This is a genomic window from Vibrio sp. CK2-1 (assembly GCF_021726515.1).
GTDB lineage: Bacteria > Pseudomonadota > Gammaproteobacteria > Enterobacterales > Vibrionaceae > Vibrio.
In genome coordinates this window covers 19,059-35,243 of the sequence record NZ_JAKKCJ010000003.1, presented here as the reverse complement: position 1 = coordinate 35,243, position 16,185 = coordinate 19,059, and the positions used below count along the sequence as shown (strand labels likewise).

Sequence of the window (16,185 nt, the reverse complement as noted above, 5' to 3'; positions counted from 1 at the left end):
GGGGATTTTTGTTAACGCTTTAAATGACGTTATAAAGGCATCTTAAGGCGTATAGTAAGTCGCTGCGCCTGGGCCTACAGGTAGACCAAATACGAATACCCAGATGTAGAACAAGATACTCCAACCTACTAAGAAACATAGCGTATATGGAAGCATGGTGGCGATTAGCGTACCAATACCTAAGTTCTTCACATAACGTGATGCCACCGCTAGAATCAAGCCAAAGTAACTCATCATAGGCGTGATTAAGTTCGTTACCGAGTCACCAATACGGTAAGCCGCTTGAATGGTTTCAGGGGCATAACCCACTAACATCAACATTGGGATAAAGATAGGCGCGGTTACCGCCCACTGTGCCGATGCCGAACCGATCATTAAGTTGATAAAGCCACACATAATGATGAAAGCAAAGAACAACGCCGGGCCAGTTAAACCGATGGTTTGTAAGAAGTCTGCACCGCCAACCGCGAATACTTGACCAAAGTTGGTCCACTTAAAGAACGCAACAAATTGCGCCGCAAAGAATACCAATACGATGTACATGCCCATTGAAGACATCGACTTCGACATGGCATTGATCACATCGCGATCATTCTTCATGCTGCCTGTTACTTTACCGTAAACAAAACCCGGAATAGCAAAGAAGACAAAGATGAAAGCAACAATACTCTTCAAGAATGGAGAGCCCGCTACTTCGCCTGTTACAGGATTACGCAACACGCCATTTTCAGGAACAATCGTCCAAGCAAGTAACGCACTAACAACTAAAACCGCGATACCTGCAAGCTTAAGACCTTTTTTCTCAGCCGCAGTCAATGCACCCATTTTATCTTGCGATAAGTCTTCAGCCGCTTCCTCTATTTTGTATTCACCTAGCTTAGGCTCAACAATTTTTTCAGTAACGAAAGCACCGACAATCGCAATAAAGAAAGTCGAAATGAACATAAAGTACCAGTTCACTTCAGGGCCAACCGTGTAAGTTGGGTCAATCATTTGCGCTGCCGATTCTGTGATACCAGAAAGCAGTGGATCAACCGTACCAATTAATAAGTTAGCAGAGTAACCACCGGACACACCGGCAAACGCTGCGGCAAGACCCGCTAATGGGTGACGACCTAGTGAATGGAACAGCATCGCCGCTAGAGGGATAAGTACCACGTAACCTAGCTCAGAAGCCGTATTAGAAATAATACCAGCAAAGATAACCGTGAACGTCACCATGCGCTTTGAAGCGCCCATCACCATGCCACGCATTGCAGCAGATAAAAGGCCAGAGTGTTCAGCAATTGCCACACCCAACATAGCGACAAGTACCGTACCTAATGGCGCGAAACCGGTGAAGTTTTTCACCAAGTTAGTCACGATAAGCTGTAAGCCTTCCGCATTAAGTAAGCTCACAACATGGATAATACCATCGGCAGAACGGCCACTTGCCCCTTCAGGACGTGGATCAACTACCGATACGCCAAAGTAACCTGCAATCCCAGAAGAGATAAGAATTGCCACACAAAAAATGGCAAATAAAGTGATGGGATGGGGTAATAGGTTTCCTAAGTATTCAACCGAGTCTAGAAAGCGGGTAAAAAGCGTTTTCTTCGAGTTATACGGCTTACTCGAACTTTGAGTTGTCATCGGGACCTCCTAGTCAATGACATCCAGCGTTTTGACACTGGTATAACAAAAGGTCGCTTAGAGTACGTGACTCAACAAAATTCAGAAAAGCATAAAATGTTAATAAGTGTAACTACATTGAAATATAAAATTGGTTAACAAACAAAATGCAAACGATAAGAATCGTACTTTCAATAAAATAGCAGAACTATATAGGTTAAAACTTACCCTAATTGTATAAAATTTATCAACGAAAGCACGTTGTCAAAAATGTGATCTTGATTAACGGTAGATTATTTTCCATCGCTGTTTATTTATCGTTATCATTAACCACCACTTTTTGATCAGACTAATACCATGCCATTTACCATTGAACCTATTGGACGAATTCACTCTCCTTATAAAGAGAAATTTTCAGTGCCAAGGCAACCACGATTAGCACCTGCCGCCAACGCACGAGTTGAGTTACTCGGTGAAGCCAACTCACCGGAAGCGGTGCGTGGTTTAGAGCAATTTAGCCATCTGTGGTTATTATTCTTATTTGATCAAAACCTAGAGGCGGGTTGGAAGCCGACCGTTCGCCCTCCTAGATTAGGTGGCAATGAAAGAATTGGCGTGTTTGCTTCACGATCAACATTTCGTCCCAATGGCATTGGCATGTCTGCGGTAGAAGTAAAAGGCATCACGCAGCAAGGTAGTCAAACCTGGATTGAACTAGGCAGTGTTGATTTAGTGGATGGCACGCCCATCATCGATATCAAACCTTATATCCCCTACTCTGATTCGATTGTCGATGCCGCTGGCGGATTTGCAGAAAGTGAACCGGATGTATTGCCAGTAGTGTTTTCAACTTCCGCACAATTAAGCTTAAAAGCACACTCAAATGGTCAGCATATTCAGGCGGTAATCGAGCAAGTTTTAGCGCAAGATCCTCGTCCTGCTTACAAGAAAAACAAAGCTGATGACAAAGAGTACGCCACTCACTTATTCGACCTAAACGTTAAATTTAAAGTAGAAAGCGATGACAGCAGCCATAATCTGGAAATAAATCGCAATTTCATCCATGTAACTTCTATCGAACACTTTTGAGAAAACCTCAGTGCTGCTATTATTACGGGCTAAATTGCCTCTTTGATTTTGGCATTCAATTATTAACACTCTATAAATAAGCGGGTACAAAAATGCGCACCAGCAAATACCTTGTTTCTACACTAAAAGAAACTCCAAACGACGCAGAAGTGATCAGCCACCAGCTGATGCTACGTGCCGGTATGATCCGTAAACTAGCTTCAGGTCTTTACACTTGGCTACCAACCGGTCTACGCGTGCTGCGTAAAGTTGAAACCATCATTCGTGAAGAAATCAACAATGCAGGTGCAATTGAAACCTTAATGCCGGTAGTTCAACCGTTTGAACTATGGGAAGAAACAGGCCGCTCTGAAAAAATGGGCCCTGAACTACTTCGCTTTACCGATCGCCACTCTCGCCCATTCGTACTTAGCCCAACAGCTGAAGAAGTGATCACTAGCCTTGTTCGTAACGAAGTAAGCTCATACAAACAACTTCCTTTGAACCTATATCAAATCCAAACCAAATTCCGTGATGAGCGTCGTCCACGTTTTGGTGTCATGCGTTCTCGTGAATTCTCGATGATGGATGCTTACAGCTTTGATATCGATAAAGACGGTTTACAACAATCTTATGATGCGATGCACGATGCTTACTGCAAAGCATTCGACCGCATGGGCTTAGACTACCGTCCAGTACTCGCCGACAGCGGCGCGATCGGTGGTAACGGTTCTCAAGAATTCCACGTACTAGCTGAAAGTGGTGAAGATTTGATCGTGTTCTCAACCGAATCAGACTACGCAGCTAACATCGAAAAAGCAGAAGCACTAGCACCAACAACAGAACGTGCCGCGCCAAGCCAAGAAATGACACTAGTCGATACGCCAAATGCAAAAACTATTGCAGAACTTGTTGAGCAGCACGGTCTAGCGATTGAGAAAACAGTTAAAACCCTATTCGTTAAAGCCTCTGATGAAGTCGATGCACCGATCATTGCGCTTATCATTCGTGGCGATCACGAGCTAAACGAAATCAAAGCTGAAAACCTACCACAAGTTGCTGCGCCTCTAGAGATGGCGACAGAAGAAGAAATTCGTCAGCTAGTTGGTGCAGGTCCTGGTTCACTTGGCCCTGTTGGTCTTGAGCTACCATTTATCGTTGATCGTTCAGTCGCGGTAATGAGTGATTTCGGCGCTGGCGCTAACATTGATGACAAACACTACTTCGGAATCAACTGGGGTCGTGATGTTGAGCTTGGTCAGGTTGAAGACTTACGTAACGTAGTTGAAGGCGATCCAAGCCCATGTGGTCAAGGTACGCTACAACTTAAACGTGGTATCGAAGTCGGTCATATCTTCCAATTAGGTACTAACTACTCTGAAAAAATGAACTGTGGCGTACTTGATTCAAACGGTAAAAACGTCATTCTAGAAATGGGTTGTTACGGTATTGGTGTAACACGCGTTGTGGCTGCTGCGATTGAGCAAAACCACGATGATTCAGGCATTATCTGGCCGGATGCAATTGCTCCATTCCAAGTAGCTATCGTTCCAATGAACATGCACAAATCAGAGCGCGTTAAAGAAGCGGCAGAAAAACTGTACGCTGAGCTAACCGCCGCTGGTATCGAAGTATTGTTTGATGATCGTAAAGAGCGCCCGGGTGTGATGTTCAAAGATATCGAGTTGATCGGTATTCCTCATACGGTTGTGATCGGTGATCGCAGTATGGATGAAGGTAACTTTGAATATAAAGATCGCAAAAATGGCGACAAAGTAGCGATTGCGATGGATAACATCGTCGAGCACCTAAAAGCTCAAATCAAATAATTAATGAAGAAGAAAAAGGCGAGCTTAGGTTCGCCTTTTTAATGCTTAAATTCTAAAGCTAAATGTAAAGAGAATGGATGTTATGAAAATTTATGACTGCTGCGATTTAGTTCGCGAACTCTATGCTCAAATTGGTAGTGGTGATCAAGGCTACATTCCTCAAGCCATCACTTGCGCGGTAAAAACCTTCAACGATATCGCTGCCGATGAAAGCTTGCCAAAAGAAACACGTGAACGCGCGGCCTTTGCTGCGGCCAATTTGTTAATTTCAGATTTTGAAGACTAGTCTCAGTTTACCTTAAGGAGAATTGCCATGAATTTAGCCAATTTTGAAAGCATGGATCCCGTCATGCTGATGAGCATCGTCAATATGAAATTACGCGACGAATATGGTGATCTAGATAACCTAGTCAAAGCTTTTGATATTGATAAACAAGCCTTAATCAACAAGCTTGCTGGTGCCGGATTTGACTACCTACCTGAAGTGAAACAATTTAGATAATCTATACCCAAATAACTTCAAGGTACAAGTTTCAGCAAGAATAAAAAAGCTGCCGAAACAGTTCAGTTTTCAGCAGCTTTATTAAAGTGTTATTTACTTTTGATATAAGTTGTCACCCATTAAAAGGGTTAATATAAAACAGCAAGCTTCCCCCTCTTAACGAACTACCATAGTTAAAGTTCACTCCGATACCAACGGTATCAATAAAATCCCAATCAAAAACATTAGCCCACGTTACACCGACACCAGCTTCATAATAAGAGTTGGTTTGCAAAATACTGGTAGCATCGTGGCCAATATCTATTCGCTTAACACTGCCATAAAGCGCAGGTTTAAATTGCTCAAAACTGGCAAGATCGTACTCAATCTGAATACCATTACTGACTCGCCAACCTTCGGGCGAACCATAAGAACCTTCATCTATTTTATCCCAGTTAACACCAGCAAAGTAATGCCACTGACTCATTACGCCCCAACGTCCCCAACTGCTATCAACTTGGTATTTAAATTCAATATAAGGCTCAATAAACGTCGACCAAACTGACATATTGGAAAATGATTGGTCTAAAAAAGGTTGGAGTTGTTGAGTGTCAGCACTTTTAAAGCGGTAATCATTATCGGCATACATGAGATAAGATCCGATACCATAAGCAATTTTCCATCTATCAGTGAGGGAATACTCTAAGGTATAAGATAAATAAGCAGAATAGACATCTTGATTTAATCTGTCAGGTTGAACATTATCAATCAGTGCGACATCTTCACTAAATGAAAAATAACTAAACTTCAAAGTGATTTCATGTTGGAAATCAGGATGGGCTCCTGCGATGTCGAAGTGCAATGGCAAGTTATAGACTGAGATTTTCTTACGAGCTTCTAAAGCTCCCTCTCCACCTAAATTGTCATCTTCACTTTTAAAAACCTCATTAGGATCAAAACTTTTAATCCCTAATGAGATAAGGTCGCTATCAGATAAAATGACCGCAGAGGCGAGAAGCTCTTCATAGTATCGCTTACCACTATCTCTTAAGCTATTCGCGACACTCTCGGGTATAAATCCTAATGATGAAAATAAAACTGCAGTAGGTAAAATCCTTTTCATCCCACTTTCCACCTATTTTAACCGCTTAAAACACATATCGAATTCCGCTCGCTAAAACCCAACTGCTGCCTTTATAAAAATCTAAATTCGACACATTTTCAGTAAAGCCACCCATTACCGCGACACCGACACCGGGCCAACCAAAAATATCATCATAAGTGTAGGTACTTACTATTCCGACAATATCATCTTCACGTGTTTCTAAAAAAATGGGGTGAGTGTCGTCAAAATTAGCATATTGATACTTAAAGCTTATGGTCAAAGCTGAGCTATCAAACTTCTGTACCACGGCTAACTGACCGGTATAAGTATCGGATGACATCGCATCGCCTTTGGCATTTTGTCTTAAATAAGCGAGCGAGCTACGTAAAAATAATTCTGGGGATAATGGGGTTAAATAAGACAGTTCTGAATAATAAATATCACTTTCTCTATTTAATTCAGATTGGATAGTGGGACTAAATTGGCTAGCACTTAATTCATCGTCAATCTTTCTCTGGCCAGCAGCAAGCTCAAACCCTAGTCCAGTATCAAAGATTTCTTGATATTGAAGCCTTATTCCTTGAATGCGTTGATCGGTTTCTTCACGGTTACTTCCCACTAAGAATGGATCTTCCCAAGTAGTACTTTTCAATAAACCAGGAACATAAGAGATTTTAAAGGTTCCGACTTGGCTAATATGTTGACCGTAACCTAGCTCAAAGTGTGGGCGACCTAATGCAATATCGGCATTACTGGTACCAAGAAAGAGTTGGTGATTTCCACCACTGAAAGTGTAATTGACCTTACTCGCCGCGATAGGATAGATAAAGCCCTCAGTTTTAGTTTCACCTTTATCATCCAGTGAGTTCAGCTTTTTATTGCCTGAATCAGCTAAAGAATCGGATTGCGTAACACCAAACAATAACATTGCGTTACCGGAGAAACCTTCTTTCCATTTGCCTTGTATTTCATCACTATAAGCTGTCGATGAAGAAAGTAATAAGATGGCACCAAGAGCGTGCTGAATTTTCATATCCATTCCTTAGATAATGTTCTTTAAAATCAGGCAAATCCATTAACCGTATAAAAGTTATAACTGAGTTACTAATAAACTACAAATAGAATACCCTAGCCACAGACTAAATTGCTTATTAAGTCTCATAAAAAATGCCAACTACCTTTCAATAGTTGGCATTAGTGAATTGCTTTTAAAATAGTAAGCTGTGTTCTAAAACGTTAGATCACAAACACTTCATAACCTTTTAATTCAGGGATTTGTTGACGAAGTGTTTCTTCATCTTTGGCGATACCTTGCAAATCAACACAGTAATCCGTCGCTTCTTTTTGTAGCTCTACAGATTGTGATTGTAGCTTCGTTTCTACTTTCGCTTTTAAATCGATCAACTGGTTTTGTAGCTCGCTTAAATTCACACTACCATCGGCTTTCATTTTTTCAGATAGCACCGCAAAGGCACTTGAGAAAAACTCACCATTGAAACGTTGCATCGCGGCAGCAGAATCGGCTTTCCAATTGGCAATCGCTTCGCTTACCGCATCTTTTTTCAATACCCATTCGCCATCATTGTAGTAACGAGATTCTACGTCAGAGTAGAAATCATCCATGGCTTTTTTCAAGTTATTGAATGAATCCGGATCGTTAAAAGACTCGCTCACATCATCAATCACTTCATTGGCTAGTTCAACACCTTGGTCGGCAATGTCTTTGGCTTTCGGTACATACAAGCTGACTTTTTCACGATACGTTTTGACCGCTTGTTGCTGCATCTGATTCAAATCGATTTTTTTACCATTGATAAATAGCTGATTCTCTTGGTCAATCACTACTTTAGGCTCACCTTGCTGATAAACCGAAACCACATCATCTTTAAGGTGTAGTTCATTATTAATGTTGATATCGCAACGTGGCGCTTGAGCCAAAGCAGAAAACGAAGACAGTGCCAGTAGTGTCGCCAAAAGTGTTTTTTTCATTTAAATAGCCTCATTAGAGATGAGTAAATACAATAGTTATGCAATTGTTACGGAGTTATATATCAAAACAATAGCAAGATTATAATGCTTAACGTCAGCAATAAGTGAAATGTTCATATACCCTAGTAACTTCAAGCTGCAATTAAAATAATGCCACCACTTCATAGCACCTTTCTTTGCCTGCGATGTTTAATTCAAACTCATCTCTCAGCCGCTTATTTTTCAATGCCTTGCCTAACGGTGAATCAAGGGTAATAATCTGAATGGTTTGGCCTTCAAATTCAAATGTTAATCCACCAGCAACCGGACTGACAAAGAACCATTTATTGATATCAGCTTGTTCTTCGTAAAGCTCAACTAAGGCACCTAAATGTACGGGATCTTGGCTGGATAGACTTTTAACCGGTAAAGACTTAAAGGTCTGAATATCTTGCAAACACTGCTGAACTCTTTGTGCTTGGCCGTGTGCTAAATACGCCGCCTCTAAGCTCAAAGTATCGTATTTATGTTCTGGTATATTTTGCTTATCGGTTGCCGCACTGATCGCTGTTTGCGTAGCTTGATGCGCGACATCGTGGATATTTATCAGAGCTTTTATGATCGCTTGATGTAAAGTTTCTTTATTCATAGAAAAGCTCGATAACCTTTTTCATTAATTATTTTAAATGCGCTACTATTCATCATCGCTTTACGACAGTATTACAGATGGATTTTTATGAGCCCGATTCAACAAGCGTTAAAAGAACACTTTGGTTTTGAACACCTTCGTGGTGGCCAACAACAAGTCATCGACACTATTTTATCAGGCCATTCTGCCGCGGCGATTTTTCCTACCGGCTCAGGTAAGTCACTATGTTACCAGCTGCCAGCCGTTTTATTACCACATCTAACGTTAGTGATTTCACCACTACTGGCGTTAATGAAAGATCAGCTTGAGTTCTTGCATAGTAAAGGCATTGCCGCCGCATCGGTGGATTCAAGCCAAGATAGAGAAACCACTAACCGCATTATGCAGCAAGTTCGCAATGGTGAGATAAAAGTTTTGATGATCTCGGTTGAACGGCTTAAAAATGAGCGTTTTCGTCAATTTATCTCACAAGTTCCTATTTCAATGCTAGTGGTTGATGAAGCGCACTGTATTTCTGAGTGGGGGCATAATTTCCGCCCAGACTACCTCAAGCTGCCTTTTTATTGCCAAAGTTTAAACATCCCACAAGTTTTATTGCTTACTGCAACCGCAACGCCGAGCGTTATTGAGGACATGAGCCGTAAGTTCAATATTGATAAACAGCACATAACGGTAACGGGCTTCTACCGTCCTAATCTCGATCTCAGCGTGCTACCTTGCGAAGAAGATGAAAAACCTCAAGCATTGGTTGATCTTCTTTGTACCGAAGCGAGCTTACCAACCATTGTTTATGTCACCTTGCAGCACACCGCTGAACAAGTCGCTAAGCATTTGCAACATCATGGTCTTAATGCTCTGGCTTATCACGCAGGTTTAGATTCTGATATTAGGCAAAATATTCAACAGCAATTTATGAATGGCGATGTGCCTTGTATTGTGGCAACCATTGCATTTGGTATGGGAATTGATAAATCGGATATTCGTCGAGTCGTGCACTACGACCTACCCAAATCGATAGAAAACTATTCGCAAGAAATTGGCCGCGCAGGGCGAGATGGGCAAGCTTCTTACTGTACTGTTCTTGCCAATACATCTGGTATTAATGTACTAGAAAACTTTGTCTATGGTGATACCCCAGATCCACAATCGATTCAATGGTTACTGGAATCGATCTTTGATGAACAAAGTGCTTCTGGACTATGGGAAGTGATGCTGACTCGTTTATCTCGCGATTCCAATATCCGCCAACTGCCGCTAAAAACGCTGTTGGTTTACCTCGAACTACAGCAAGTCATTCGAGCCAAATATAGCTACTTTGTCGATTATCGTTTCAAGCATATTGCCAGTGAAAATGAGATTTTGTCACGCTTCCCAGATCAAGGAAAACATGCTGAAAGACGTCAGTTTATACAAGCGATTTTCAGCTGTTCCAAAATCGCTAAGACATGGCGCAGTGTTGACTTTGATGCGCTGTGGATGGGTTATCAAGCCGAACGTTCTCGTGTGGTAGCAGCCTTAGATTATTTCCATGAACAAGGGTTGATTGAGTTAGAAAGCAAACAAATCACCGATGTCTATCAGGTTCTCAACTCTCCAGAAATAACGCATGACCATCAGGTGATCGCACAAGAGTTATCTCAGCTATTTAAGCAAAAGGAACATGGTAATCTAAACCGAATTCAAACTCTGATTAATTTGTTTGAAAGCCCGTCATGCCTAAGCTCCAAGCTCGCCAGCTACTTTTTAGATCATGATGTTCCAAATGCTTGTGGTCACTGTAGTGTTTGCCGTGGAAAGGTTGCAACACTGCCTTCACCTTACCTGGATGACGTTGAGATTGATAAAGTTAATCACTGGCTAAAACCTTACCGACAAGCATTTAGCGAACATGAAAAATCGCAACAATGGACTTTAAGCCTCGAAGCTCAAACTCGCTTTCTTTGTGGAATTGCCACGCCATTAAGCACTCAACTGAAAGCAAGCAAGATGGATGGTTATGGCAAGCTAGAGCAGTACCCATTTGCACAAGTCAGACAGTGGGTAGAAAGCTGCGCTTAAGATTAACTTGTAAGTAACAAAAACGGCCACTTCATTTGAAGTGGCCGTTTTATTTTTCAGCTAAGTAAAATATTACTCTTGGTCTTTACGCTTGCTAGCAGAGCGACGTTTATTGCGTTCTGCTTGAATCTTTTGAAATTCCACTAACTCTTTTTCAGCCCACTCAGTTGCTTCAGCTTCTGTCGCAAAACCCAGTTGACGCTTAGATACAATCGTTCTGCGAGAAGTAATGTGACGAATGATTTCTGCTGCCCAACCATTACGCTTCTCGATTAATTGAAAGCTGTATTTTTTACTCATAACACTCTTTTGACCTATCCTACCTCAAACAAGGAAACATTCGCTCTGACATAGGATTAAATTAGGTGCGCATTAGAGCACAAATCCAGCTAAAAAGATGCAAATATTAATATACCTTTATTGCCGATCACTCAGGCTGAAAAACAAATTGAGCCGTGACTGGAATGCTCGTTGCTATCGAATCTAGCTTGGCGACATCTTGTAATGCTTTAACCCCATTAGTCAGCTCAAACTGTGCGGTATTGATGATAATAGGTTGAAGAGTATTTACTTGAAATGCGCCATCACTTAACACGGTAACCGAGACCTTAGTGTCGATCTTCTGTTGATGATCATGCAAAGAAAGCTCAACGGTCAGTGGAACGGTTTTGATTTCCCCCACTTTCATGCCATTGAGCACTTTTAAATCAACTTGAGCGCTTAAACTCGCTTCAGGGTAATTCACCACATTAAACAACATCTCTTTCATCCGTTCATCACGAATTTCAATGTTGGTATTCACACTGGCTAAATCAATATCAACGACCACCACACCTTGATTATTAATCACTCCATTAATGGTACGAAAACTATGGACTTCGGTCACGGCTGTATTTTTAACAGTGACGAAATGCAACTCTGAATGTAATGGATCTAAATGCCACGATGCTAGAGCTTGCTGAGAAAAAGCTAAACCTAAAGCGATCCCTGTAACCTTGGAGAAAACTTTGGTTTTTGAGAGAAACTGACTCACTGACGTTTTCATACTATCTTCCCTATCATTCAATACAACATGGTATCTATTCGTTGAGTTTCTCTAATAGTGTATGTCTTTTTTGTAAAGATTGAGTATTAACAATGTCAGAGCATTATTAATTTTATAACAATATAAAAAACGGCCACCGAAGTGACCGTTTGATTCTATGCTTTTCCTAGAAACTAGGGACTAGCTACCTAGCGCCCTTAACCGATATGCTTACGTGCGTTACGGAACATACGCATCCATGGGCTATCTTCATTCCAGTCCTCTGGGTGCCATGAGTTCGCAACCGTTCTAAACACGCGCTCTGGGTGAGGCATCATGATGCTTACTCGGCCATCAGCAGTCGTTAAACCCGTAATCGCATTTGGCGAACCGTTCGGGTTATTTGGATATTGCTGAGTAGGGTTACCCATATTATCCACGTAACGCAGTGTCACCGTACCTGAATCTTCAATCGCTTGTAGATGCTGATTATCACGAACTTCTACACGACCTTCACCGTGAGAAACTGCGATAGGCATACGAGAACCGGCCATACCATTAAAGAAAGCAGATTGTGACTCTTGTACTTCAACTAAGCTAAAGCGAGCTTCAAAACGCTCAGATTCGTTACGCACGAAACGAGGCCATAAATCCGCACCTGGAATTAAGTCACGCAGATTCGATAGCATCTGACAACCATTACACACACCCAGTGAGATAGTGTCTTCACGTTCAAAGAAACCGGCAAATTGCTCACGAGCATTGTCGTTAAACAAAATTGACTTAGCCCAACCTTCACCAGCACCCAGTACATCACCGTAAGAGAAACCACCACAAGCCACAAGACCTTGGTATTCTTCTAATACAGCTTGGCCTGTTAGGATATCGCTCATGTGGATATCGGTTGCTTCAAAGCCTGCGCGATCAAACGCTGCCGCCATTTCTACGTGAGAGTTAACCCCTTGCTCACGTAAAATTGCCATTTTCGGTTTTGCGCCTTTATTGATCATAGGAGCGGCAATATAAGGGGCTGCCACATCTTCGTTGATATCAAAGCTTAACTTAACGTTTAGACCAGGGTCACTGTTATCTGCTTTCGCGGCATGCTCTTGGTCGGCACAAGCTGGGTTATCACGCATCGCTTGCATCTTATGAGTCGTTTCAGCCCAAATAGTGCGAAGTTCAGTGCGATTACGCTCAAGTACGACTGTGTTACCAGAAGTAATACGAAGGCTATCAGAAGCTTCAACCGAACCAATCACGTGTGAACACGCTGCTAGACCATTTTCAGCTAATACCGCTTGAACTGCTTCAAGATCTTCATTACGAACCTGAATAACAGCACCTAGCTCTTCATTGAATAGAGCCGCAAGAGCATCATCACCTAAAGCTGCAATCTCAGCATTTACACCACAGTGACCGGCAAACGCCATCTCTGCTAACGTCACAAATAAACCGCCATCACCTTTGTCGTGGTAAGCCAGAAGCTTGTTCTCACGAACCAAAGATTGCATACCAAGGTAGAAACCTTTTAGTTGCTCAGCGTTATCCACGTCCGCAGGTTTGTCGCCTAATTGCTTGTAAACTTGCGCCAGTGCAGTAGCGCCCATACGGTTTTTGCCATTACCTAAATCAATCAGAACTAGACTATTTTCGCCTTTATTGATTTGCAGTTGTGGTGTAACGGTTTTACGCACATCTTCGACGCGAGCAAAGGCGGTGATCACCAATGACAATGGAGATGTCACTTCACGCTCTTCACCATCTTGTTGCCATTTAGTCTTCATCGACATTGAGTCTTTACCCACTGGGATAGTAAGACCTAATGCAGGACAAAGCTCTTCACCGACTGCTTTCACTGCTTCATATAAACCCGCATCTTCACCTGGGTGACCCGCTGGAGACATCCAGTTAGCAGACAATTTAATGTGTTTAATATCGCCAATATCGGTGGCTGCAATGTTAGTGATTGACTCACCTACGGCTAAACGAGCTGATGCACCGAAATCCAATAAAGCGACTGGAGTACGCTCACCAAGAGACATCGCCTCACCGTGATAAGAATCGTAACTTGCCGCCGTCACTGCACAGTTTGCTACCGGAACCTGCCAAGGGCCAACCATCTGATCGCGAGCAACAAGGCCCGTTACCGAGCGGTCACCAATGGTGATAAGGAACGTTTTCTCAGCAACCGTTGGAAGACGTAGTACGCGATCAACCGCTTCATTCAACTCAATACCACTGCGATCAATCGCTGGGTTATTGGCTTTTAGCGTTTTCGCATCACGGTGCATCTTAGGCGTTTTACCTAAAAGTACATCCATAGGCATATCGATTGGCGTATTGTCGAAGTGTGAATCTTCTAGTTTCAATTCACGTTCTTCTGTTGCCACGCCCACGACTGCATAAGGAGCACGTTCACGCTTACAAATCGCATCAAACGTTTCCATATTTTCTGGTGCAACCGCCATTACGTAGCGCTCTTGAGATTCGTTACACCAAATTTCTAATGGGCTCATTCCTGGCTCATCGTTCGGCACGTCACGTAATTGGAAAATACCGCCACGCTCACCATCATCAACCAACTCAGGTAATGCGTTAGAAATACCACCCGCGCCCACATCATGGATAAAGGCGATTGGGTTCGCATCACCTAACTGCCAACAACGGTCGATCACTTCCTGACAACGACGCTCCATTTCTGGGTTCTCACGTTGTACTGAAGCAAAGTCTAAATCTTCTGCTGATTGACCTGACGCCATTGAAGAAGCGGCACCGCCACCAAGGCCGATATTCATCGCTGGGCCACCTAATACAATTAAGCTCGCGCCAACTGGAATTTCTTTCTTCTGAACGTGTTCATCACGGATATTACCCATACCACCAGCCAGCATAATTGGCTTATGGTAACCACGGATTTCTTCACCGTTATGAGAGTTTACTTTCTCTTCATAAGTACGGAAGTAACCTAATAAGTTAGGACGACCGAATTCATTGTTAAATGCCGCGCCACCTAATGGGCCTTCTAGCATAATATCTAACGCAGTCACGATACGGCTTGGTTTACCAAAATCGGTTTCCCAAGGCTGTACGAAATTAGGGATTTTAAGGTTAGAAACAGAAAAACCAACTAAACCTGCTTTTGGTTTACCGCCAATACCGGTTGCGCCTTCATCACGAATTTCACCACCAGAACCCGTTGAAGCGCCCGGCCAAGGAGAAATCGCTGTTGGGTGGTTATGAGTTTCAACCTTCATCAAGATATGTGCTTGCTCTTGATGATAACCATATTGACGTGATTCAGGATCAGGGAAGAAACGACCTACAGTCGAACCTGTCATTACCGCTGCATTATCTTTATAAGCTGACAGCACATTATCAGGTGTCACTTCATAAGTATTTTTGATCATTTTGAACAAAGATTTTTCTTGCTCAACACCATCAATTGTCCAACCTGCGTTGAAAATCTTATGACGACAGTGCTCTGAGTTCGCCTGAGCAAACATCATAAGTTCAATATCAGTCGGGTTACGCTTTAATTTTTGCGTAAAACTTTCAACCAGATAATCAATTTCTTCTTCAGCTAAAGCTAAACCAAGAGTCACGTTCGCTTCTTCAAGTGCCTTGCGACCACCAGAAAGCAAATCAACTTCAGTCAAAGGCGCTGGCTCTGCCACCTGGAATAGAGCTTGAGCTTGTTCAAAGTCGCTGAAGACCACTTCCATCATGCGATCATGCAGCAATGCTTTTAGCTCAACCAGTTGCAGATCAGATAACTCAACCGAAGGTTCAACATAATATGCGGTACCGCGCTCAAGACGTTTGATTTTGTCTAAGCCACAGTTATGAGCAATATCGGTCGCTTTCGATGACCAAGGTGAAATCGTACCTGGGCGAGGAGTCGTTAGAAGCAGTTGACCTTGTGGCTCATGATCTTCAATCGTTGGACCATAAGTAAGCAACTTTTCGAGTTTTTCTAACTCTTGGGAATCTAGTTCAGAAGTGAGGTCTGCAAAATGCGCAAATTCAGCATAGATGCCAGACACAGGTAGGTTCAATTCACGACACAGCTCTAAAAGCTTGTTGACACGAAACTCGGATAAAGCGGGGGAACCACGCAAAATTCTCATGTGCTTAGGTCTCTTTAGCAGTTGTTTAAAAAAGAAAAGTGATATTGAAATCCGTTCAGAAAGCACCGTTCTTCAGCAGAACATATAAAGCGGATTTCAATTTCACCTAGCCCTTTTGCGGCGTATTATAGAGTAATTTCCATGTCGACGTAACACCAAAAGCAACCGTTTGCGTATTTTTTTCAATAAAACTAGTTTGATCTAAAACTCCTTTCAATTTTGCTGATATGGTCGCCATTTGGTATAAAGTAGCTACTAATGG

The 16,185-nt window shown here is 42.4% G+C and carries 13 protein-coding genes; 5 read left to right on the top strand and 8 right to left on the bottom strand.

Translation table 11 applies throughout. The annotated features are described in order from the left end of the window. Nucleotides 1-42 precede the first annotated feature (42 nt). The gene (locus L3V25_RS08820) at nt 43-1,632 is read right to left on the bottom strand and encodes an AbgT family transporter (protein ID WP_237295026.1); all 1,590 of its coding nucleotides are present in this window, start codon (nt 1,630-1,632) and stop codon (nt 43-45) included. A 336-nt stretch (nt 1,633-1,968) separates the two neighbouring features. Between L3V25_RS08820 and tsaA the strand changes: the two genes are divergently transcribed. The 4 genes from tsaA (at nt 1,969) to L3V25_RS08800 (ending at nt 5,010) form a co-directional block, all read left to right on the top strand. Further along, a complete protein-coding gene (gene tsaA / locus L3V25_RS08815) occupies nt 1,969-2,700 on the top strand; it encodes a tRNA (N6-threonylcarbamoyladenosine(37)-N6)-methyltransferase TrmO (RefSeq protein ID WP_237295025.1) in 732 nt (243 codons plus the stop codon). Between the two features lie 92 nt (nt 2,701-2,792). After that, entirely contained in the window at nt 2,793-4,508 is a 1,716-nt protein-coding gene (locus L3V25_RS08810; protein ID WP_237295024.1) for a proline--tRNA ligase, read from the top strand. An 82-nt stretch (nt 4,509-4,590) separates the two neighbouring features. Beyond that, nucleotides 4,591-4,794: a YaeP family protein gene (locus tag L3V25_RS08805; protein ID WP_193001560.1), complete on the top strand. Its 204-nt coding sequence runs from the start codon at nt 4,591-4,593 to the stop codon at nt 4,792-4,794. 27 nt (nt 4,795-4,821) lie between these two features. Beyond that, entirely contained in the window at nt 4,822-5,010 is a 189-nt protein-coding gene (locus L3V25_RS08800; protein WP_237295023.1) for a DUF4250 domain-containing protein, read from the top strand. A 112-nt stretch (nt 5,011-5,122) separates the two neighbouring features. Here the strand turns inward: L3V25_RS08800 and L3V25_RS08795 are convergent, their stop codons facing one another. The 4 genes from L3V25_RS08795 to L3V25_RS08780 all read right to left on the bottom strand — a co-directional run bounded on the left by L3V25_RS08795 (nt 5,123) and on the right by L3V25_RS08780 (nt 8,711). Continuing rightward, a complete protein-coding gene (locus L3V25_RS08795; RefSeq protein ID WP_237295022.1) occupies nt 5,123-6,112 on the bottom strand; it encodes a Solitary outer membrane autotransporter beta-barrel domain in 990 nt (329 codons plus the stop codon). Nucleotides 6,113-6,137: 25 nt separating this feature from the next. After that, complete coding sequence (locus tag L3V25_RS08790; protein WP_237295021.1) at nt 6,138-7,127, bottom strand: DUF2860 family protein; 990 nt, start codon at nt 7,125-7,127, stop codon at nt 6,138-6,140. 203 nt (nt 7,128-7,330) lie between these two features. Further along, on the bottom strand, nt 7,331-8,083 hold the full coding sequence (locus L3V25_RS08785; RefSeq protein ID WP_237295020.1) for a DUF2884 family protein: 753 nt from the start codon (nt 8,081-8,083) through the stop codon (nt 7,331-7,333). A 142-nt stretch (nt 8,084-8,225) separates the two neighbouring features. Next, nucleotides 8,226-8,711 (bottom strand): transcription elongation factor, encoded by a 486-nt coding sequence (locus L3V25_RS08780; RefSeq protein WP_237295019.1) that lies wholly within the window; start codon nt 8,709-8,711, stop codon nt 8,226-8,228. Between the two features lie 87 nt (nt 8,712-8,798). Here L3V25_RS08780 and L3V25_RS08775 point away from each other — a divergent pair, with 87 nt between their 5' ends. Next, nucleotides 8,799-10,769: a RecQ family ATP-dependent DNA helicase gene (locus L3V25_RS08775; protein ID WP_237295018.1), complete on the top strand. Its 1,971-nt coding sequence runs from the start codon at nt 8,799-8,801 to the stop codon at nt 10,767-10,769. A 72-nt stretch (nt 10,770-10,841) separates the two neighbouring features. On the opposite strand, the gene L3V25_RS08770 is transcribed toward L3V25_RS08775, so the two are convergent. The 3 genes from L3V25_RS08770 to purL all read right to left on the bottom strand — a co-directional run bounded on the left by L3V25_RS08770 (nt 10,842) and on the right by purL (nt 15,923). Then, nucleotides 10,842-11,069: a DUF3622 domain-containing protein gene (locus tag L3V25_RS08770; RefSeq protein ID WP_193001572.1), complete on the bottom strand. Its 228-nt coding sequence runs from the start codon at nt 11,067-11,069 to the stop codon at nt 10,842-10,844. Between the two features lie 127 nt (nt 11,070-11,196). Beyond that, nucleotides 11,197-11,814 (bottom strand): YceI family protein, encoded by a 618-nt coding sequence (locus L3V25_RS08765; RefSeq protein ID WP_237295017.1) that lies wholly within the window; start codon nt 11,812-11,814, stop codon nt 11,197-11,199. Nucleotides 11,815-12,011: 197 nt separating this feature from the next. Beyond that, complete coding sequence (gene purL, locus L3V25_RS08760) at nt 12,012-15,923, bottom strand: phosphoribosylformylglycinamidine synthase (protein WP_237295016.1); 3,912 nt, start codon at nt 15,921-15,923, stop codon at nt 12,012-12,014. Between the last annotated feature and the right edge of the window lie 262 nt (nt 15,924-16,185).